The sequence below is a fragment of the Phytohabitans houttuyneae genome, from assembly GCF_011764425.1.
GTDB classification, from domain to species: domain Bacteria; phylum Actinomycetota; class Actinomycetes; order Mycobacteriales; family Micromonosporaceae; genus Phytohabitans; species Phytohabitans houttuyneae.
Genome location: NZ_BLPF01000001.1, coordinates 273887 through 293442, shown reverse-complemented (window position 1 = coordinate 293442; position 19556 = coordinate 273887). Strand labels below are relative to the sequence as shown.

Below are 19556 nucleotides of genomic sequence, written 5' to 3'. Positions count from 1 at the left end.
GGCGGGGGACGGCCGCACACGCGAGGAGGCGACGTGAAGGCACTGCCGGTCCTGCTGGCCCTCGCGGTGGCGGGCTGCGGCGCGGCACCGTCCACACCGGAGCCGGCGACGGCGGTACGGCTGACGGCAACGCTCACCACGCCGATCGACATCCGTCTCGAGTGGACCGGCGAGGAGGCGGGCGCCACGGGACAGATCGTGGAGTTCGCGACGGCGCCGGAGGGGCCGTGGACGATCCTGCAGTTCATGCCGCCCGAGCAGCGCGCGTACGAACATCCCGACCTGATGCCGCAGACACCCTTCCACTACCGGGTGCGCCCGCTGCACGGTCCCGCGTCGTCCGAGGTGGACGTGCGGTTCACGGGTGTACCGTACCCGGAACCGGCCAATGTGGACGTCGCCTGGGCCGACCCCCGCCGCCTGCCCGGCGCGCGGGCCGGAGGCCACCCCCTGCGCGGCGGTGGCGCCGCGGCCGCGCCCACCGACCTGAAGGCGACGGTGATGACGCGCGACGCGGTGCTCTTCACGTGGGCGGACAACGCGTCGGACGAGGCGGGCTACCTCGTCGAGGTGCGCCCGGACGGCGCGGCCGCCTGGACGGTCGCGATGATGGTGGACCCCGACGTGACCTCGGTCGGCCTGACCGCGCTGCCGGAGGAGCGGCGCGCGTCGTTTCGGGTCCGCGCCTACTACCACGGCGCCAGCTCCAACGTCGCCCACCGCACGACGGGCCTGTCCCGCTAGCGGGGGCTATCGGGGTTGATCAGGGACCCTGTGGGCGGACACGCCGGCCGACACGCGCACAAACTCCCTGATCAACTGCTGCTGGGGGCTGGTCGTGGTCGAGGGCGGCGAGGAGGGCGATGTTGGCGGCCTCGTCCGGGTCCGGCTCGGCCGTCTCGAAGAACGCGCGGGCGACCTCGACCGCGACGTCGGGGGCGAGGCGCTTGAGGCTCATCGCGAGCACGTTAGCGTCGTTCCACTTGCGGGCGCCGGCCGCGATCCACGGCTCCCACGCCAGCGCGGCGCGGACGCCGGGGACCTTGTTGGCCGCGATGGCGGTGCCGGTGCCGGTCCAGCACATCACCACGCCGAGGTCGGCGTCGCCGCCGGTCACGGCCTGGCCCACCGCGGCGCCGATCTGCGGCCACGGCCGGTCGGCGCCGACGCGGACCACCTCGCCGAGGCCCGACAGGTAGTCGAGGACCGCGCGGGTGGTCTCGTTGTCGTCGTCGGCGCCGTACGCGATTCGCACCAGGCCAGCATAGGTCAGGCGGGGTAGCGGCGGATCCACTCCGTGTAGGGGCCGTGGTCGCCGTGCAGGTGCGCGGACTGGGTCTGCTCCATCGCCCAGTCGTCGGCGAGCTCCAGGATCGTCCCGCGCCCCTCGACGACCGCCACCCAGTCCGGCGGCAGCGCGGTCTCGCCGTGCCACGCGCCCAGCAGGTTGCCGCAGACCGAGCCGGTGGAGTCGCTGTCGCCGGAGTGGTTGACCGACAGCAGCAGCGCCTGGCGTACCTCGCCAGGGTCCGGATGGGACAGTGCACAGTAGACGCCGATGGCCAGCGCCTCCTCGGCGATCCAGGCGCCGCCGAGGCGTTCGATCACGTCGGGGGAGGGCGGGCCACCGTCCGCGGCGGCCAGCGCGGCGTGCAGCGCCGCCGTGGTCTCCTCGTGCCCCGTCCGGGTGGCGAGCAGGTCGAGCGCGACGGTGACCGCCGCGCGCAGGTCCCGGCCGTCGACCAGCGTGCGGACGATAGCGGCGAACGCGCCGGCCGCCAGGTAACCGGTCGGGTGGCCGTGGGTCTGCGTGGCGCACTCGGCGGACAGGTCGAACACCTTCTCCGCCGTCAGCCACGGCTGCGGGTACAGGCCGAACGGCGCGGACCGCATGACCGTGCCGCACCCCTTCGAGTCCGGGTTTTTCGGCTGCTCCGGCGTGCCCATGCCGGGCGAGCCGAGGCCGGACAGGCAGGCGTTGCCGGGTGCGCGGCGGGCGTACAGCCAGGGCTGGGCGGCGAGCCAGCCGTTGGGATCGGCGGGCGGCGCGGGCAGGCGCTGGGTGTCGAGCCAGCGCAGGTACGCGCGGTGCACCATCGACGGCGGGTGGCTGACGCCGCGGTCGGACCGCACCGAGGCGCGGATCAGCCCGTCCACCGTGAAGAGCGTCATCTGGGTGTCATCGGTGACGGGTGAGGTGCCGTCACCGCCGGTGACGATGTCGGTGAGGCCGTCAGGCCCGTACCTGGCGTGGATGCGGTCCAGCGACAGGAACTCGACCGGCGCGCCGAGCGCGTCGCCGACCGCGCCGCCCAGCAGGCAGCCGCGGACCCGTGAGCGGAAGCGCTCCTGGGACGCCCGATCCATCTTGATCATTGCGACGCGATCTTAGCAATCCGGTACCAGATCATGATGGCGCGGCCACAATGGGCGATATGCGCGGGTGCGGGGTGATGCGGTGGGTCCTCGCGCCCGCCCTTGCCGCCGCGGGCCTGCTGGCCGCCGGCGGCGCTCCCGCCCGGGCGGACCTCGGCGACGAGACCGCACTGGCCCAGCGGTACGCGCCGGTGGTGCGGCTGGTCCAGCAGGACGAGGAGTGCGGGTACGGCGAGCCGTACCGGCCGATGGACGTCGGCGTGCTCTTCGGACAGTCCACCGTGGCGCTGCGCGGGCCGTGGACCTCCACCGACCTGGTCAAGATCGGGCCGAGCGCGTCGGACCTGTCCGCGGGGCGGTACGAGTACCACCTCGACTTCCCGGGAAACCCGCTGCACCCCGGCTGCGGCTACGAGCGGTGGGCCGACCGGGTGAACGGCGGTACGCCGCCGGCCGTGTACGCGCACGTGGCGACCGATCCCGGCTACCCGGGCCAGGTGGCGTTGCAGTACTGGTTCTTCTACGCGTTCAACGACTTCAACAACACGCACGAGGGCGACTGGGAGATGATCCAGCTCGTCTTCGACGCACCGGACGCGGCCGGCGCGCTGGAGGTGGAGCCGGAGGAGGTGGGGTACAGCCAGCACGAGGGCGCCGAGCGGGCCGAGTGGGGCGACCGCAAGCTGGAGATCGTCGACGGCACCCACCCCGTCGTCCACCCCGCCGCCGGCTCGCACGCCAACTTCTTCGAGGACGCGCTCTACCTGGGCAGCTCCGGCTCGCAGGGCGTGGGCTGCGACGACGCCACGAGCCCGAGCGTCGAGTTGCGGCCGGTGGTGAAGGTGATCCCGAGCGACCCCGCGGCGGCGGGTGAGGCGTTCCCGTGGATCACGTTCGAGGGGCGGTGGGGCGAGCTGCAGACGGCGTTCTACAACGGGCCGACCGGGCCGAACCTCAAGCGGCAGTGGACGGAGCCGATCGCGTACGCGCAGGACTGGCGGGGGCGCAGCTACGCGGTGCCGGCCGGCGGGCTGCTCGGCACCGGTGCGACCGACTTCTTCTGCGCCGGCCTCCGCGCCGGCTCGGACGCGCTGCGCCGCACCGTCGACCAGCCCGAGCGGGTGCTGCTGGTGGCCGGGATCGTGGCGGCGTTCGCGCTGTACCTGGTGCACCGCACCCGGTTTCGCCCGGCCGCCCCGCTGCGGGTCGCCCGCCGCCGCGCGTGGGGCCAGATCCTCGCCGCCTCGGCCCACATGTACCTGCGGCGCTGGCACCTCTTCGGCGGCATCGGCCTCGCGGTGCTCCCGATCGCCGGCCTGGTCGCGCTCCTGCAGTGGCTCGCGCTCGGCACGCAGAACGTGCTCGGCATCGACCTGGGCGGCAGCGGTGGCGTGCTCGCCACGCTCCCGGTGGTGGTCGGTGCGACGGTCACGCTCGCCGGGCTGGGGCTGGTGCAGGCCGCCACCGCGCGGGCGCTCACCGAAGTGGACGAGGGGCGGCCGATCGGGCCGGTGCGGGCGTACGCGATGGCGCTGCGCCACCTCCCCCGCCTGCTCGGTGCCGTGGTGATCGCGGTCACCTCGGTCGTGGTGCTCGGCGCCACGCTGATCGGGCTCCCGGTCGCGGTGTGGCTGGCCGGCCGCTGGTCCCTGGTCGGCCAGGTGATCGTGCTGGAAGGCGACCCCGCACCACGCGAGCCGCGGCCCGACGCCCGCGTCTCGGCCGCCACGGTCCTGCGTGCCCTGCGCCGCTCCTCCGAGCTTGTCCGCGGCCGCTGGTGGAAGGTCGCCTGGCTGGTCGTGGCCGGCGCCGGCATCTTTCTCGCCCTCGGCCCGCTGGTCGGCTTCCTGCTGATCTTCGCGACGGACGCGTCGTTCGCCCTGGTCAACATCGTCGCCGGTGTGGTCTACGCGGTCACGCTGCCGTTCGTCGCGCTGGTGACCACGTACGTCTACCACGACGCGGCGGTCAGCGAGTCCATCGAGCCCCGCAAGGACACCAGCGAACTCCCGTCCGAGCTGCCAGCGCCGGCCTGAGCCGCGGCGGCGGATACCATCCTCTCGCGCCGCGCCCATCGCACCTGGCCAGCGGCGCGGCGGGAAGGGGAGACCGTGACGCGACTGGTACGCACGCACGACGGCTGGGCCGTCGACCGCGACGGGCGGCGCTCCGCGCTCGGCGCGAGCCTCGGTGACCTGCTGGCGCTGCCACTTTCGGAGGCCCGCGCCCGCTGCGAGGCCGCCGACGGGCCGGCCGCCGAGGCGCCGCTGCGCGCGCCGGTCGACGTGCAGGAGGTGTGGGCTGCCGGCGTCACGTACCAGCGCAGCCGTGAAGGCCGGCGGGAGGAGTCGGAGCACGCCGGGCACGCCGGGCTCTACGACCACGTGTACAACGCGGACCGGCCCGAGGTCTTCTTCAAGGCGACCGCCGGGCGGGTGGTCGGCGACGGCGAGCCGGTCGGCATCCGCGCCGACTCCGGGTGGGACGTGCCCGAGGCCGAGCTCGGCCTGGTGGTGAACGCGGCGGGCGAGGTGTTCGGGTACACGGTCGGCAACGACATGAGCAGCCGCTCGATCGAGGGGAGAACCCGCTCTACCTGCCCCAGGCCAAGGTGTACACGCGCTCCTGCGCGCTCGGCCCGGCGATCGTGCCGGTCTGGGAGGCGGGACCGGGGCCGTTTCCGGTGGCGGTGCGGGTGGAGCGGGCCGGCGCCGAGGTGTGGGCGGCCGAGACGTCGACAGCCCGGCTCGCGCGTACCCCGGCGGATCTGATCTCCTGGTTGACGCGGGCGCTGGACTTTCCCGCGGGGGTGGTGCTGCTCACCGGCACCGGCGTGGTCCCGGACCGGGACTTCACGCTGCGCGCGGGCGACGTGGTGACGATCGACGTCGCCGGGGTAGGAACCCTGCGCAACCCGGTCACGGTCGTCGGTACAGGGGGATGAACGTGGAACACATCGAGAGCCGCTCGCCGCAGTCGCCCGGCGACCTTGTCGTCCGGGTGCCGGACAGCCAGGCCGCCGAGGTGTCGGACGCCGTCGAGCGGGCGCGTACGGCCGGCGCCGGCTGGGCCCGCCGCCCGGCCACCGAGCGGGCCGCCGCGCTGAACGCCTGCGCCGACGCCCTCGCCGGCGCCGCGGGCGAGGTGGCCGCGCTTGTCGTGCGCGAGGTCGGCAAGCCCACCGGCGAGGCGGCCGGCGAGGTGGCCCGGGGGGTGGCGATCCTGCGGTACTTCGCGCAGGCGGCGCTGCTGCCCGAGGGCGACGTCTACCCGGCCGCCGACGGCGCCTCGCTGCTGCACACCCGCCGCCGGCCGCACGGTGTCGCCGGCCTGATCACGCCGTGGAACTTTCCGGTCGCGATCCCGCTGTGGAAGGCCGCGCCGGCGCTCGCGTTCGGCAACGGGGTGGTGCTCAAGCCGGCCGAGCAGTCCCCGGCGGTGGCGCTGCGGCTGGCCGAGATCTTCGCCGGCGCGCTGCCCGACGGCGTGTTCACGCTGGTCACGGGCGGTGGCGCGGCGGGCGCGGCGGTCGTCGAGCGGGTGGACGCGGTCTCGTTCACCGGATCGGTCGCGGCCGGCGGCAAGGTGCGCCGCGCGGCGGCCGAGCGCGGCATCCCGGCGCAGTGCGAGATGGGCGGCCAGAACGCCTCCATCGTGCTGCCCGACGCCGACCTCGACGCCGCCGCGAAGGCGATCGCGGGCGCCGCGATGGGGTACGCGGGCCAGAAGTGCACCGCCACAAGCCGCGTCATCGTGGTCGGCGACGCGGACGGGTTCGCCGAGCGGCTCGTCGCGGCCGTCGAGGCGCTCGGCGTCGGTGACCCCGCCGCGCCGGGCATCGCGGTCGGCCCGGTCATCGAGCAGGAGGCCCGCGACGCGGTCACCGGCGCGGCCGACCGCGCCGCGGCGCGCGGTGCCAAGGTGCTCACCGGCGGGCGGGCGCTCGACGGCGCGGGGTGGTTCGTGGCGCCGACCGTCGTCACCGGCCTGGCGGACGGGGACGAGCTGCTCACCGAGGAGGTCTTCGGGCCGATCTGCGCGGTGGTTCCGGCCGCCTCGCCGGAAGCGGCCGTCGAGGCGGCCAACTCCGTGCGGTACGGCCTGGTCGCCGCCCTCTTCACCCGCGACCTCGGCCACGCGCTCACGCTCGCGCCCCGCCTCGACGTCGGCATGGCCAAGGTGAACGCGCCGACCGCGGGCGTGGACTTCCACGCGCCGTTCGGCGGGGCGAAGGAGTCCAGCTACGGCCCGCGCGAGCAGGGTCCGGCGGCGCGTGACTTCTACACCCGTACCACCACGGTGACGCTGAGCCCGTGAAGGTGGCGATCACCGGCGCGGCCGGCCGGGTGGGCCGCGCGGTCGTCGAGCTGGCCGCGTCGCGAGGACACGACGTGGTGGCGCTCGACCTGCCGGACGTGGACGTGACGTCGTACGGCGCGCTGTCCGAGGCGGTCGCGGGCTGCGCGGCGCTGGTGCACCTGGCCGCGTACCCGGGGCCGGGGCGGTGGCCGGACCACGAAGTGCACAACAACAACGTGACCGCCAGCTACAACGCGCTACGGGTGGCGGCCGAGCTCGGCATCGACCGGGTCTGCCTCGCCTCGAGCGTGAACGCGATCGGCGGCGGCTACTCGCGGCGGCCCCGCTTCGACTACTTTCCGGTGGACGAGGGGCACCCGACGTACAACGAGGACCCGTACAGCCTGTCGAAGTGGATCGGCGAGGCGCAGGCCGACAGCATCGCCCGCCGCTACCCGCACATGTCGATCGCGAGCCTGCGCCTGCACGGCGTACGCACCGAACGGCCGGTCGGTCTCGTGCCCGGCGACCCGGAGCGCGACGGCTTCGCGACCCGCGACCTGTGGGGCTACGTGCTGCGCCCGGCCGCCGCGCGGGCCTGCCTGGACGCGCTGTCCGCCGACTTCACCGGGCACGAGGTCTTCTACATCGTGGCGCAACAGACCATTGTGGACACTCCAACCGAGCGGCTGTGCGCCACGTACTACCCGGACGTCCCGCTGCGCCGGCCGCTGCCCGGCAACGCCGCCCTCTTCGACTGCGCCAAGGCAGAACGCCTCCTAGGCTGGCGACACGACGCCCCCTAACCGACGAACCCTTTCAGGGGGCGCTTTCGCCACACGCGCCCCTGCTGCGTGCCTGATTTCGAGTTCTTTCGCGCTCAGGGTGAGCCTTCTTTGAGTCCGACCCCGAGTTAGCTCTCCGCTGCCGCTGTGCCCGCGGTTGCCGCCTCACCCTCCGTGGTCGTCCGGCTCAAACCAGCAGCCCGCTCCGGCAGATCTTGGCAAGTTGGCGTCGAAATAACGCGCAAACTCACCAAGATCTCGAAGCTCACACCGCCGCCACCTGCTCGACGGTCACGCCACGCCACGGCAAGCAATCCCGACTGCGAAAAGTCGAGCAGCACCAACTTTTCCTGGATCTGCGGGAGCAGGCTCTTCGGGGTGAGCTGGGCGACCGCGGAGGGCGAGGCCGCGGGAGCAACGGTCCGGACCACGGCGGACATCGCGGTAGCCCACCTCTCGGGGATTTGTTCCTGCGCGGACGAAGCCGGCACGATCACGCGGACGAAGCCGGCCACGATTGTGCGGCGCGAGGGGCGACCGGCGACCGCTAGCGGCCCGCGGCGGTCTGGATGACGTCGTTGAGGACCTCGCGGGAGCGGGCCAGATCGGCCATCAGCCGGTCGATGCGGTCGCGTTCGGCGGTGAGCTCCGCCACGAGCTTGCCGTCGGCGATCTCGTTGGGGCCGCCGTCGACGTCGCGCATGCAGGTGAGGAAGCGCCCGATCCTCCGGCTGGGCACGCCGGCGGCGTAGAGCTCCTGGATGCGGATCACCCGGTCGACGGCGGTGTCCGGGTACTCGCGCTGGCCGCCCACCGTGCGCTCCGGTAACAGCAGGCCCTGCTCCTCGTAGTAGCGCAGGGAACGGGTGCTCACCCCGGTGCGCCGCGCCAGCTCGCCGATCCGCATCGAAAACACCTCTTGTACTTGACACTGATGTCAAGTTTTACCGTACCGCCCATGAGCCTCTTCACGCCTTACGAACTCGGCCCGTTGACGCTGCCTAACCGCCTGGTCATGGCCCCGATGACGCGTAACCGCGCCGGTGCCGACGGGGTGCCGGGGGTGAGCATGGCCACGTACTACGCGCAGCGTGCCACGGCCGGCCTCATCGTCGCCGAGGCCACGACGCCCAACGCGGTCGGCGCCACGTACCCACACATCCCCGGCATCCACGACGAGGCGCAGGTGGCCGGCTGGCGGCGGGTGACCGGCGCGGTGGGCCATGGCCGGATGTTCCTGCAGCTTCAGCACGGCGGCCGGATCGGGCACCCGGAGACCAGCGGCCTCGTGCCGCTCGCACCCTCGCCGGTGCCGCTGCCGGTGCCCCTCGTCACGCCGGGCGGGGAGAAGCCGGCCGTGACGCCGCGCGAGATGACCGCGGCCGACATACGCTCCACTGTGGACGACTTCGCGACCGCGGCGCGCAACGCGGTCGCGGCCGGCTTCGCGGGCGTGGAGGTGCACGCCGCGAACGGGTACCTGCTGCACCAGTTCCTGGCCGGCAACACCAACCGGCGCGGCGACCGCTACGGCGGGCCGGCTGCGCACCGGATCCGCGCGGTCGTCGAGACCGTCGAGGCGGTCGCCGCGGCGGTCGGGCCGGAGCGGGTGGGCCTGCGCGTCTCACCCGGCAACACGGTCAACGGCATCGTCGAGGGCGACACCGACGACATCTACGCCGCGCTGGTGGACGCGCTCGCCGGCGCCGGCCTGGCGTACCTCCACGTCGTCTTCGCCGACCCCGACCAGCCGACGTTCCAGTACCTGCGCAAGCACTGGGCCGGCACGCTCGTGGCCAACCCGGCGCTGCCGTGGCCCGGCCCGCTGCCCGCGGACGGCGGCGCGGCGGCGGGCGAGCGGCTGCTCGCGGCGGGCGCCGACCTCGTGGCGCTGGGCCGCGCGTTCGCCGCGAACCCGGACCTGGTGGCCCGCCTGCGCACCGGCGCGCCGCTCAACCCGGTGCGCGCGGAGTACCTCCAGTACGTGCGGACCGACACCGGATACACCGACTACTCATCCCTGTGAGCGGCGCGTAGTCCGGCGCAGGCCGGGGATCAGCACGGCCGCGGCGGCCAGGTGCATCGCGGCCAGCGCGGCCTTCCCGCCGCCGGTCGCCGCGCCGCCCACCGGACCGGCCAGCGAGAGCAGCAGCACCGCCACCGCCACGCAGGTCCAGGCGGTGGCGGCGCGGCGCGTGGCGCGTTCCAGGATCGCGAGCAGCGCCCACGCCGCCAGCCCGACCAGGACCGTCGTGGCGATCACCGCGGGCAGGGTCACCGCCGTGTCGTTCGCGGTCAGATCGGCGCCGAGGCCGCGGGCGGCCGCCCAGATCGCGCTGGTCACGGCCGTCGCCGCCACGATCCAAGCCGCACGGGTACGGGCGACGGGCCGAGCCTTCGTGTGCAGAGTCGCGGTCATTTCGGGGTACCTCCTGTAGTGATCCGAGGTTGCCCACGATCCGCCGCGCGGTCCTCGTCCCGGATCGCCCGCCGGACCGGATCGCCCCTCCGTCCCGAGACGGAGGCGCGCGCGCCGCGCGGTCGGTCCCGAGCCCGATGGACCGCGGCGTCCCGCCGCATACCGTGATGGTCATGAACGCAATCCGCTGCCGGCCAGCCCTCTTCGACGGGATCCTCGGCGCCGTGCTCGCCGCCGGCCTCGCCACGTGGGTGCTGACCGCCCCCGACGGGCCTGGAAGCACGGCCGCGGCTGTTGCCGTCGCCTGTGCCGTCGCTCAGGGCGCGTCGCTGTCCCTCATGCGCCGCCACATCGGGCTGGCGATCGCGGTGGCGTTGCTGGCCGGCGCCGGGTTCGAGGCAGCCGCACCCGACTTCGGCTGGCTGGGGCTGATCGCCGCCCCGCTGACGTACGTGTCCCGCCTCCGCCCGCCCCGCGAGTCGGCCTGGCTGCTCGGCGCGCTCGTCGCGTTGACCCCGATCGAGCTGGTCACCGGCGGCTGGCAGAACTTCGTCATCGCGCTCTTCGCCACCCTGCTCGGCTGGAGCTGGGGCGAGCTGGCCCGGATCCGGGCGGCCCGGCGCGCCGAGGAGCGCCGCCGCATCGTCGCCGACGAGCGCGCCCGCCTCGCCCGCGAGCTGCACGACGTGGTCGCGCACACCGTGTCGCTGATGGTCGTGCAGGCCGGTGCCGCCGCCGACGTGTTCGACGCGCGCCCCGAGAAGGCGCGGGCCGCGCTCGACACGATCCAGGAGCACGGCCGCGCCGCACTCGCCGAGCTGCGCGCGATGCTGGAGACCATGCGCGCCGGCGAACCCGACCCGCGCGGCCCCCAGCCCGGCCTCGACCAGGTGGACGCGCTCGCCTCCGCGCTCGGCTCGGCCGGGCTCGCGGTCGCTGTCAACCGGGACGGTGCGGCGCGGGACGTACCGGCGAACGTGAGCCTCTCCGCGTACCGCATCGTGCAGGAGTCCCTCACCAACACCCTCCGCCACGCCCGTGCCACCCGCGCCGACGTCGACCTGCGCTGGACCGACGGCGCGCTGCTGGTCGAGGTCACGGACGACGGCAGCGCCGCCCCGGCGGGCGGCGGGGGAGCCGGCCTGATCGGGATGCGCGAGCGGGCCCGGCTCGTGGGCGGCACGCTGGAGGCGGGTCCGCTGCCGGCCGGCGGGTTCCGGGTGTCCGCGCGGCTGCCGCTGGAGGTGCGATGACCACGGTCCGGGTGCTGCTCGCCGACGACCAGGAGCTGGTACGGGCCGGGTTCACGATGATCCTGGAGTCCCGCGAGGACATCGAGGTCGTCGGCGAGGCGGCCGACGGGCAGGAGGCGGTCGAGTTGGCCGCCACCACCGACCCGGACGTCGTGCTGATGGACGTGCGCATGCCCCGCCTCGACGGCATCGAGGCGACCCGGCGGATCGTCGAGTCCGGCAGCCGCGCGCGGGTGGTGATGCTGACCACGTTCGACCTGGACGAGCCGGTCTTCGCGGCGCTGCGGGCCGGGGCGAGCGGCTTCCTGCTCAAGGACATCCGGCCGGCTGAGCTGGCCGACGCCGTACGCGTGGTGGCCCGCGGCGAGGCGCTGCTCGCGCCTACGGTCACCCGCCGCCTGCTGGACCGCTTCGCCGCCGGGCTGCCGGCCGGGCCGTCCCAGTCCGCGCGGCTCGACGTGCTGACCGCCCGTGAGGTGGAGGTGCTGACGCTGGTGGCCCGCGCGCTGACCAACGCCGAGATTGGCGAGCGCCTCTTTCTCACCCAGGCCACCGTGAAGACCCACGTCTCCGCGATCCTCACGAAGCTCGGCCTGCGCGACCGCGTGCAGGCGGCGGTGTTCGCGTACGAGACGGGACTCGTCCGCCCGGGTACGGCGCCCGCCTAGGGGAGCGGGAGCCGGCATGGCGACGCCGACGTGGGTCCGAGGTCTACGCCTGGGGCGGCTGAGACGGGTCAGAACGCCGTGATGGTGTCGGGGGCGCGTTCGGCGCGGCTGAGCGCGCGCAGCACGGCGGTCGGACCGTGCCGGCGGACGGCCAGGCGGGACAGCAGGTCGACCACGGTCTCGACCGCGGTCGGCGGGAACGGCGGGGTCTCGACGCCCACGCTGACCGCCAGGTCGTCCGCGTGCACGGCGAGCTCCATCATGCGGGTCACCAGCAGGTCGTCAAGGCGCATCGACCACGGTCCCCACAGCGAGATGCGGGCGTTGCGGTCGGGTGCGGCGGCGGGCAGGCCGGCGGCGAGGTCGTCGACGGCCGCGTCGTACCGCTCCGCGAGCGCGTGCGCCCCCTCCGCGCCGATCGCGTCGCCGCCCTGCCGGATGCGCACGTTGATCTCGGCGTCCAGGTCGGCGCCGATCCAGGCCACCCGGCCGTAGTGCTCCGCCAGGCTGATCACCGGCTCGGTCGGCTCGGGCGCGGCCAGCACGCCGGGCAGGGCCAGCACCTGGTACGCGAGATGTCCGGCCAGGCCGCCGACGCTGAACTCGGCGAGCGCGCTCGGCCCGTCCCACGCGGCGGCCACCGCCGGGTCGCGGAAGAGCGGCGCGACCGCGCGGGCGGTGGCGATGAAGTCGTCCCGGGTACCTGTCATGCGGTGATTTTCTTGTCTTCCGCCGGCCGTGTCGATCCGGGGCGGCCGCGCCGGCGGTGGATACAGGTGCGGGCCGGGCTCGCCGGGCGTGCGACATGAAGAAGGGGGGTGCGCGTGACGCGCACCCCCCTTCCCGTCGGTCCTCAGTGGACCATCGTGGCCGCGGGTGCCGGCTTGTCGCCGCCGAGCTCGGTGGCGGCGCCACCCTGGCGCGAGACCTCGCGCTTGCGCGGGAGGAACGCGATCGGGATGAAGGTCAGCAGCACCAGCACGAAGCCGACCCAGAAGGTCGTGGCGAACGAGTCGGCCACGAAGGCCAGGCCGCGCGCGAAGACCTCCGGGGGCAGCGGGATGCCGGCGCCGTGGTTGTTGGCGATGGCGGCGCCGGCCTCGGTGACCGGCTCGCCGGTCTGCGGGTCGGTCAGGCCGGGGATCACGGGCGAGCCGTTCAGCTGGCTGGTGAGGATCACCGACATGGTGGCGGCGCCGACGGAGCTGCCGATCTGCTGGAGGATGTTGACCAGGGTGGAGCCGCGGGCGGTGTCCTGCGGGGTCAGCGTGCGCAGCGCCGAGGTCATGATCGGCATCATCGTGCCGCCCATGCCGAGGCCCATGACGAACAGCGAGCCGCACAGCAGCAGGTACGACGTGTCGGTGCCGACCTGGGTGAACGTGAAGAAGCCGGCGGCGATCAGCGCCATCGCGAACGGCACCGTGCGGCCGACCGGGATCTTGTCGGCCAGCGTGCCCGCGATCGGCATCGTGAGCATCGCGCCGATGCCCTGCGGCGCCATCAGCAGGCCGGCGTGGAGCGTGGACTCGCCGCGCACCTGCAGGAAGTAGCTCGGGAACAGCAGGCCGGCGCCCATGAACGCGATGATGAACACGAACAGGGAGACCGACGCGACCGTCAGGCTGCGGTTGCGGAACAGGCGCAGGTCGAGCAGCGGGTGGCGCGGCCGGAACGAGTAGAGCACGAAGGTGATCACCAGGATGGCGCCGGCCAGCATCGTGGTCCAGACCTTCGTGGCGGTGATCGTGCCGGTCTCGGGCAGGGACGAGACGCCGTACAGGAAGAGGGCGAGGCCGGGCGACAGCATCAGCATGCCGATGAAGTCGAACGACTCGGACGGCTCGGCGGCGTCCTTCGGGAGGGCGAAGAACGCGTACACGAGGGCGATCACGCCGATCGGGAGGTTGATCAGGAAGATCCAGTGCCAGCTCGCCGAGTCGATCAGCCAGCCGCCCAGGATGGGGCCGCCGATCGGGCCGAGCAGCATCGGGATGCCCAGGACGGCCATCAGCCGGCCGATCCGCGCCGGCCCGGCCGCGCGCGTCATGATCGTCATGCCGAGCGGCATCAGCATGCCGCCGCCGAGGCCCTGCAGGACCCGGTACGCGATCAGCTGCCCGATCGAGTCGGCGGTGGCGCAGAGCACGGAGCCGAGCGTGAAGAGCAGGATCGCCAGCATGTACAGCCGCTTGGTGCCGAACCGGTCGGCCGCCCAGCCGCTGAGCGGGATCACCGTGGCCAGCGCGAGCGTGTAGCCGGTCATGGTCCAGGCGACCTCGGCGTACGTCGCGCCGAACTCGCTCTGGAACGTCGGCAGCGCCACGCTCACGACCGTGATGTCAAGGATCGACATGATCGCGCCGAGCACGACGACGCCGGCAATCTTGAGGACGGTCCCGTCGAGCTTGTCGGGTGCCGCGGCGGCTTGACTGGTCACATGACCTCCCAGATCCCGGCGGCCGGTCCTGGTGGCCGTCGTCCCCCGTCATATTCCGTGCACATGATCACACGGTCCACCGGGTTATCCGCCCGGGAACCCCTCGACGCGTGTCCTGGCTCACGTGCGCGGGTATCACGCCTCCCGCGGCGCGATCGCCCCGGCGAGGGTGCGCACGGTCAGGCGTAGCACCTGGTGGCGGGACTCGCCGCTTTCCGCCGCGTAGCTCCAGGCCGCGTAGAGCTGCGACCACAGGACGCTCTCCAGCCAGCTCACCGGCAGCTCGGGGTCGATCGAGCCGTCCCGGTGGCCGCGCTCGACGGTCACCCGAAAGAGGTCCTCGGACGTGCCGAACTCGCACCAGTCGGCCTCGGTGAGGAACTGGTGCTCGCTGAAGATCAGGGAGAGCACGTTGCCCAGGTCGAAGTACTCCTCGCAGAGGCGGCGCAGCGCCTCCGCGCCGGTGCCCTCGTCGAGGCGGGCCCGCTCGGTGGCCTGCCTGAGCCGCAGCACGCTCTCCGCCTTGATCGCTTTGATCAGGTCGGAGCGCTCCGGATAGTACCGATGCAGGGTCGTGCGGCCGACCTCGGCGGCCGTGGCGACCTCGCCGAGCGGGGCGGACAGATTTTTGCCGAGCACGGCGATCGCGGCATCGATGATCGCCTGCCGCGTGCGGGCCCGGCTGGCCGTGTCCTGCGTGTCCACCACGTAAGGAGGTTATATCCCGCTGTGCCGTTCAGGAAGGTCAGTGTGCCTACACGGAATTCCACTTGACCGTATTGGAACAGTCATGTTCCACTCAGGGCATGGGTCCACGCCTCCGCACCCTCGTCTCGTTCCTCAGGCCGCACACCCCGACGCTCGTCGCCGGCCTCCTTCTCGGCCTGGTGGCCAACGCCGCCGGCCTCGCCACCCCGATGGTCACCAAGTGGGTGCTCGACTCGCTCGGCGGCTCGATGGCCTGGCCACTCACCGCGCTGATCGCGCTCGTGGTGGTCGGCGCCGGCATCTCGCTGCGCCAGTGGATCCTGATGGGGACGCTGGCCGAGCGGGTCATCCTCGACGCACGCGTGTCGATCATCCGGCGGTACTTCGCGGCCACGGTCGGCGACCTCACCCGCCGGCCCAGCGGCGAGCTCGTCACCCGGGCCACCTCGGACACCGGCCTGCTCCGCGAGGCGTCCAGCAGCATCGTCGGCATCGTCAACAGCTCGCTCGCGATGATCGCGACGCTGGTGCTCATGGGCGTGCTCGACCTCGTGCTGCTCGGCTGCACGCTCGCGGCCGTGGTGATCGTGGGCGCCGTCATGGCCACGCTGATGCCGACGATCGCCAAGGCGCAGGAGGCCGCGCAGGAGTCGGTGGGGCGGCTCGGCGGCACGCTGGACGGCGCGCTCCGCGCGATCCGCACCGTCAAGGCCAGCCGCGCCGAGGCCCGGCAGAGCGCGCGGATCGAGGCGGACGCGCGGGAGTCCGCCGAGGCCAGCATCCGCGCCGCCCGGCGCACCGCGGTGGTGTGGACGATCGCGTGGAGCGGCATCCAGCTCTCGGTCATCGCGATCCTCGGCATCGGCGCGTGGCGGGCCGAGCAAGGGCTGCTGGAGATCTCCAGCCTGATCGCGTTCCTGCTCTACGCGTTTCAGCTCATGGGGCCGATCACCGAGCTCACGCAGAACGTCACGGCGCTGCAGGCCGGCGTCGCGGCCGCGGCCCGCATCCGCCAGATCGAGGCCATCGAGGTCGAGCCCACCGCGCCGCCGGCCGCTTCCGCGCCGCCGGCGGTCGAGCCGGACCCCACCCAGCCGGTACTCGCGCTGCGCGGCGTCACCGCCCGCTACGCGCCGGGCACCGAGCCGGCGGTGCGCGACATCGACCTCGACATCCCGCGGCGCGGCCACACCGCGGTCGTCGGGCCGTCCGGCGCCGGCAAGACCACGCTCTTCTCACTGATGCTGCGTTTCCTGGAGCCGGAGAGCGGCGAGCTGTTCCTGGACGGCCGTCCCTACCGCACATACGGGCACGGGGAGGTGCGCGCCCGCCTGGCCTACGTCGAGCAGGAGACGCCGATCGTCCCCGGCACGATCCGGGACAACCTGCTCTTCACCCACCCCGACGCCACCGAGGAGGAGCTGCGCGCGGTGCTCGCGGCGGTGCGGCTCGACGGCAAGGTCGATGCCCTCGACGAAGGGCTGGACACACCGCTCACGTCGAGCGCTGTCTCCGGCGGGGAGCGCCAGCGCATCGCCCTGGCGAGGGCCATCCTGCGCACCCCGGACGTGCTGCTGCTCGACGAGGCCACCGCCCAGGTCGACGGCCTCACCGAGGCGGCGCTGCAGGAGTGCGTCCGCGAGCGGGCCGCGGTGGGCGCCGTCGTCACCATCGCCCACCGCCTGTCCACCGTGCTCGACGCGGACACGATCGTGGTGCTGGAGGGCGGGCGGGTGCGCGCCCAGGGCAGCCACGACGAGCTCCTCGCCACCGACGAGCTGTACCGCCGGCTCGTCGAGGCGCTGCGCATCGCCACGTCAGGGCTCGTGGCGGCGGATGCGTGAGGCGTACCGCTCGCGCAGCGCGGCGTTGTGCGCGTCGCCGCCGACCACGTTCTCGGAGATGTATACCGGCGGGTCGATGCCGCGGGCCACCAGCGCCGCGCAGATCTCGGCGGTCAGCAGCTGGGCGATCAGCGCGCTCGTCAGCGTCGAGGTCGGCACGATGCGCGCGCCGCCGGGCAGCTCGTACGCGGCGTCGCCGGGCACCCCGCAGTTGTCGATGACGACGTCGGCGACCTCGAAGAGGCGTTCGCCCGCGGGGTCGCGGGTGGGCACCGCCTCGCTGTGCGCCAGCGAGGTGACCGCGACGACCGGGTTGCCGTTGCGGCGGGCGAGCCGGGCCATCTCCACCACCGCGCCGTTGATGCCGGAGTTGGAGGCGATGAGGAACACGTCCGCCGGGCTGATGTCGTGCAGCTCCCACACCCGGTGCGCCAGCTCGGGGTCGCGCTCCTTGGTGGGGTCGAGGATCTCCTCGGGGTCGACGCCGCCGTACATCACGACGTCCTTGATGGACAGTTGGTTGGCCGGCACGAGCCCGCCCGCCCGGCCGGCGATCTCCATCGTGAACGACCGCGAGTGCCCGGTGCCGAACGCCTGGATGATGCCGTCGCCGGTCAGCGCCTCGGTGCACAGCCGCGCCGCCTCGCTGATCGCGGCGCCCTGGGTGGCGACGACGCGGTCCATGGCGTCCTGGAGCACGCCGAGCGCGGCGGGCCGGTCGATGGTGCTGTTGCTCACTGTTCCTCCGTGGGGGTGGTGGCCGCGGCGAGTCGCGCGGTCCGGTCGATGACGTGCTCGGCGCTGCCGGCGGCGACCGGGGAGCGGAGCACCTCGTAGTCCGCCCGCCCGTACGCGGCCCGCACCGGCAGGTAGCCGAGGTAGCCGTTTGTGTATCCGACGAGGACGGTGGGGTGGTCGACGAGCCGGTCCAGCTGGGCGACGAGGTCGAGGTACGGCTCCGCGCCGAGTCCCACCAGCGAAAACCCGCCCAGCCGGGCCACCGACACGGCACAGGCCGGGTGGTCGCGGGGCGGCTCGGCGAGGGCGAGCTCGGCGGCCTGCAGGGCGGTCCACGCCGTGCGGGTGGCGACCGCGTCTCCCTCCGCCCGGGCCCGCTCCAGCCGGCGCCCGAGCCTGCTGACGAGCTCCGGGGTGGCGGTGGGCAGCTTCGGCGGCAGCGGGACTCGCTCGCGCCCCACGGCGAGGGCGTCGCCGGTGGCGCGGGGCGGGCGGCGCAGGCCGCGTACCACGGCGTCGGCCACCAGCGCGCCGAGCCGGTCGCACTCGCGCGGGGTCTGCGCCCGGCGGTGCGGCCGGGTGCTGATGTCGCCGGCGGCCCCGGTGGCCACCACGGCGAAGGTGTCCGGGCCGAGGCGCTCGGCGAGGGCGCGCCGCACCGCGCCGGTGAGGTCCGCGCTGACCAGCAGGTTGTCCGCCGCCAGGACGGTCGGGTGCACCGGAAGCACGACGACCAGACCGGCCAGGCGGTCCGGCAGGTCGAAGCGGAGCACGTCGATCGGGACCGTGCGGCGGGGGCGGGCGCCGGAGCGCTGGCCGCCGACGCCGCCCAGCCGCTGGCGGTGCAGCCGCAGCGTGACGTCCCGTTCGGCGGCGACGGCCGCGCGCACCGCCGAGGCCGCCACCGGCGGGATCGCGGCGAGCCACCGCGGCGGGGTCGAGGGCGAGGTGGGCAGGCAGCTCGTCTCGGGGCCGGCGTGGGTGTGCGTGGCCGACACCCACACGTCGGTACCGGGCAGCAGGCCGGCCACCGCGGCGGCGAGGTCGCCGTGCACGTACGGCAGGTCCAGCACCACCCACGCCAGCCGGCGCCCACCACTGTGGACGGTGACGGCGTGCGCCCGCAGGCCGTCGAGCGTGCCGGCGGCGGTGCCGGGGCGGGCCGCGTACCCGCCGAGGGCCGCACCGACCGGGACGTCGAGCGCGGCGCTGGCGTGCCCGACCCTCATGCCGTCGCCCGGAGGAAGTGGCGGGTGATGGCCGCCGGGTTGGTGATGGCCGTGCCGACGACGACCGCGTGCGCGCCCGCGTCCAGCGCGGCCCGCACCTGCTCCGGCGTGGCGTACCGGCCCTCGGCGACAACGGGACAGTCCAGTGTGGACGCCAGCCGGGCCACGAGGTCGAGGTCGGGCCCGTCCGGCACCGGGCCGCCGCCGGTGTACCCGGACAGCGTGGAGGCGACGAGGTCGGCGCCGGCCTCGCGGGCGGCGACCCCGGCCTCGTAGGTGTCGACGTCCGCCATCACCGGCACGCCAAGGTCGGCGTGGATGACCGAGATGAGCGCGGCGAGCGGGACGCCGTCCGGGCGGGGACGCAGCGTGCCGTCGAGCGCGACAAGCGTGGCGCCGGCCCGTACCACCTCGGCGGCCGCTGCTGCGGTCGGCGTGATGAAGACGCCGGCCGGGTCGCCGAGCTTGTGGATGCCGATGATCGGCAGGTCGACCGCGGCGCGGATGGCGGCCACGTCGGCGGGGCCGTTGGCCCGGATGCCGGCCGCACCGCCGGCGGCCGCCTCGCGGGCCATCAACGCCATCGGCTCCGGACCGCGCAGGGCGCTGGCCGCGCCGGCCTGGCAGGAGACGATCAGCGAACGGGCGGGAAACAGCGTCACGAGAACCCCCGGTAGACGTGGATGTGGGAGCCGTAGGCGGCCATGAGCGCGGGCGTGGCGGCGAGGCGGAGCGCACCGTCCAACGCGGAGCCGGCGGCCGGCACCCGCGCGCGCGGGGGCACTGCCGCGCCAGCG

Annotated in this window: 21 protein-coding genes; 9 read left to right on the top strand and 12 right to left on the bottom strand. The window is 74.1% G+C overall.

The features are described 5' to 3' along the window. The first annotated feature begins 33 nt into the window (after positions 1 to 33). Entirely contained in the window at positions 34 to 744 is a 711-nt protein-coding gene (locus tag Phou_RS01370; RefSeq protein WP_173052811.1) for a fibronectin type III domain-containing protein, read from the top strand. A gap of 19 nt (positions 745 to 763) precedes the next feature. On the opposite strand, the gene Phou_RS01365 is transcribed toward Phou_RS01370, so the two are convergent. Both Phou_RS01365 and Phou_RS01360 read right to left on the bottom strand, forming a co-directional pair. Further along, positions 764 to 1255, bottom strand: a complete 492-nt coding sequence (locus tag Phou_RS01365) for an RpiB/LacA/LacB family sugar-phosphate isomerase (RefSeq protein ID WP_173052809.1) — start codon at positions 1253 to 1255, stop codon at positions 764 to 766. Positions 1256 to 1269: 14 nt separating this feature from the next. Beyond that, on the bottom strand, positions 1270 to 2367 hold the full coding sequence (locus Phou_RS01360; protein WP_218578623.1) for an ADP-ribosylglycohydrolase family protein: 1098 nt from the start codon (positions 2365 to 2367) through the stop codon (positions 1270 to 1272). A gap of 86 nt (positions 2368 to 2453) precedes the next feature. Between Phou_RS01360 and Phou_RS01355 the strand changes: the two genes are divergently transcribed. The 4 genes from Phou_RS01355 to Phou_RS01340 all read left to right on the top strand — a co-directional run bounded on the left by Phou_RS01355 (position 2454) and on the right by Phou_RS01340 (position 7481). Beyond that, on the top strand, positions 2454 to 4412 hold the full coding sequence (locus Phou_RS01355; RefSeq protein ID WP_173052805.1) for a hypothetical protein: 1959 nt from the start codon (positions 2454 to 2456) through the stop codon (positions 4410 to 4412). Positions 4413 to 4855: 443 nt separating this feature from the next. Continuing rightward, entirely contained in the window at positions 4856 to 5320 is a 465-nt protein-coding gene (locus tag Phou_RS54885; RefSeq protein WP_308784373.1) for a fumarylacetoacetate hydrolase family protein, read from the top strand. A 2-nt stretch (positions 5321 to 5322) separates the two neighbouring features. Continuing rightward, a complete protein-coding gene (locus Phou_RS01345; RefSeq protein WP_218578621.1) occupies positions 5323 to 6693 on the top strand; it encodes an aldehyde dehydrogenase family protein in 1371 nt (456 codons plus the stop codon). Beyond that, on the top strand, positions 6690 to 7481 hold the full coding sequence (locus Phou_RS01340; protein ID WP_218578620.1) for an NAD-dependent epimerase/dehydratase family protein: 792 nt from the start codon (positions 6690 to 6692) through the stop codon (positions 7479 to 7481). The genes Phou_RS01345 and Phou_RS01340 overlap by 4 nt, the downstream gene beginning before the upstream one ends. Before the next feature lie 107 nt (positions 7482 to 7588). Here Phou_RS01340 and Phou_RS01335 read toward each other — a convergent pair whose 3' ends face one another. Continuing rightward, complete coding sequence (locus Phou_RS01335; protein ID WP_173052801.1) at positions 7589 to 7975, bottom strand: hypothetical protein; 387 nt, start codon at positions 7973 to 7975, stop codon at positions 7589 to 7591. A 32-nt stretch (positions 7976 to 8007) separates the two neighbouring features. Continuing rightward, a complete protein-coding gene (locus Phou_RS01330) occupies positions 8008 to 8367 on the bottom strand; it encodes a MerR family transcriptional regulator (RefSeq protein WP_173052799.1) in 360 nt (119 codons plus the stop codon). 51 nt (positions 8368 to 8418) lie between these two features. On the opposite strand from Phou_RS01330, the gene Phou_RS01325 reads away from it, so the two are divergent. Then, positions 8419 to 9486, top strand: coding sequence for an alkene reductase (locus tag Phou_RS01325; protein ID WP_218578619.1), 1068 nt, complete (start codon positions 8419 to 8421; stop codon positions 9484 to 9486). Here Phou_RS01325 and Phou_RS01320 read toward each other — a convergent pair. Further along, positions 9475 to 9879, bottom strand: coding sequence for a DUF6069 family protein (locus Phou_RS01320; RefSeq protein ID WP_173052795.1), 405 nt, complete (start codon positions 9877 to 9879; stop codon positions 9475 to 9477). The two genes, Phou_RS01325 and Phou_RS01320, sit on opposite strands and share 12 nt — an antisense overlap. Positions 9880 to 10052: 173 nt before the next feature. Here Phou_RS01320 and Phou_RS01315 point away from each other — a divergent pair, with 173 nt between their 5' ends. Next, positions 10053 to 11132, top strand: coding sequence for a sensor histidine kinase (locus Phou_RS01315; protein ID WP_173052793.1), 1080 nt, complete (start codon positions 10053 to 10055; stop codon positions 11130 to 11132). Next, positions 11129 to 11800 carry a response regulator gene (locus Phou_RS01310; RefSeq protein WP_173052791.1) on the top strand — a complete coding sequence of 224 codons (672 nt, stop codon included), beginning with the start codon at positions 11129 to 11131 and terminating at the stop codon, positions 11798 to 11800. The genes Phou_RS01315 and Phou_RS01310 overlap by 4 nt, the downstream gene beginning before the upstream one ends. Before the next feature lie 68 nt (positions 11801 to 11868). On the opposite strand, the gene Phou_RS01305 is transcribed toward Phou_RS01310, so the two are convergent. From Phou_RS01305 to Phou_RS01295, 3 genes are all read right to left on the bottom strand, one after another. Further along, positions 11869 to 12510: a maleylpyruvate isomerase N-terminal domain-containing protein gene (locus Phou_RS01305; protein ID WP_173052789.1), complete on the bottom strand. Its 642-nt coding sequence runs from the start codon at positions 12508 to 12510 to the stop codon at positions 11869 to 11871. 143 nt (positions 12511 to 12653) lie between these two features. After that, on the bottom strand, positions 12654 to 14240 hold the full coding sequence (locus Phou_RS01300) for a DHA2 family efflux MFS transporter permease subunit (RefSeq protein ID WP_173052787.1): 1587 nt from the start codon (positions 14238 to 14240) through the stop codon (positions 12654 to 12656). A 135-nt stretch (positions 14241 to 14375) separates the two neighbouring features. After that, positions 14376 to 14948: a TetR/AcrR family transcriptional regulator gene (locus tag Phou_RS01295; RefSeq protein WP_246273120.1), complete on the bottom strand. Its 573-nt coding sequence runs from the start codon at positions 14946 to 14948 to the stop codon at positions 14376 to 14378. A gap of 98 nt (positions 14949 to 15046) precedes the next feature. On the opposite strand from Phou_RS01295, the gene Phou_RS01290 reads away from it, so the two are divergent. Further along, positions 15047 to 16792, top strand: a complete 1746-nt coding sequence (locus Phou_RS01290; RefSeq protein WP_173052785.1) for an ABC transporter ATP-binding protein — start codon at positions 15047 to 15049, stop codon at positions 16790 to 16792. On the opposite strand, the gene Phou_RS01285 is transcribed toward Phou_RS01290, so the two are convergent. Genes Phou_RS01285 through Phou_RS54245 form a run of 4 tightly spaced genes read right to left on the bottom strand, consistent with a single transcriptional unit; the run spans position 16766 to position 19543 of the window. Continuing rightward, the gene (locus Phou_RS01285) at positions 16766 to 17530 is read right to left on the bottom strand and encodes a sugar isomerase domain-containing protein (protein WP_246273119.1); all 765 of its coding nucleotides are present in this window, start codon (positions 17528 to 17530) and stop codon (positions 16766 to 16768) included. The two genes, Phou_RS01290 and Phou_RS01285, sit on opposite strands and share 27 nt — an antisense overlap. Next, a complete protein-coding gene (locus tag Phou_RS01280) occupies positions 17527 to 18759 on the bottom strand; it encodes a hypothetical protein (protein WP_173052319.1) in 1233 nt (410 codons plus the stop codon). Before Phou_RS01280 ends, Phou_RS01285 begins: the two co-directional genes overlap by 4 nt. Beyond that, positions 18756 to 19421, bottom strand: a complete 666-nt coding sequence (locus tag Phou_RS01275) for an N-acetylmannosamine-6-phosphate 2-epimerase (RefSeq protein ID WP_173058042.1) — start codon at positions 19419 to 19421, stop codon at positions 18756 to 18758. The genes Phou_RS01280 and Phou_RS01275 overlap by 4 nt, the downstream gene beginning before the upstream one ends. Continuing rightward, a complete protein-coding gene (locus tag Phou_RS54245) occupies positions 19418 to 19543 on the bottom strand; it encodes a hypothetical protein (protein ID WP_281364994.1) in 126 nt (41 codons plus the stop codon). The genes Phou_RS01275 and Phou_RS54245 overlap by 4 nt, the downstream gene beginning before the upstream one ends. Between the last annotated feature and the right edge of the window lie 13 nt (positions 19544 to 19556).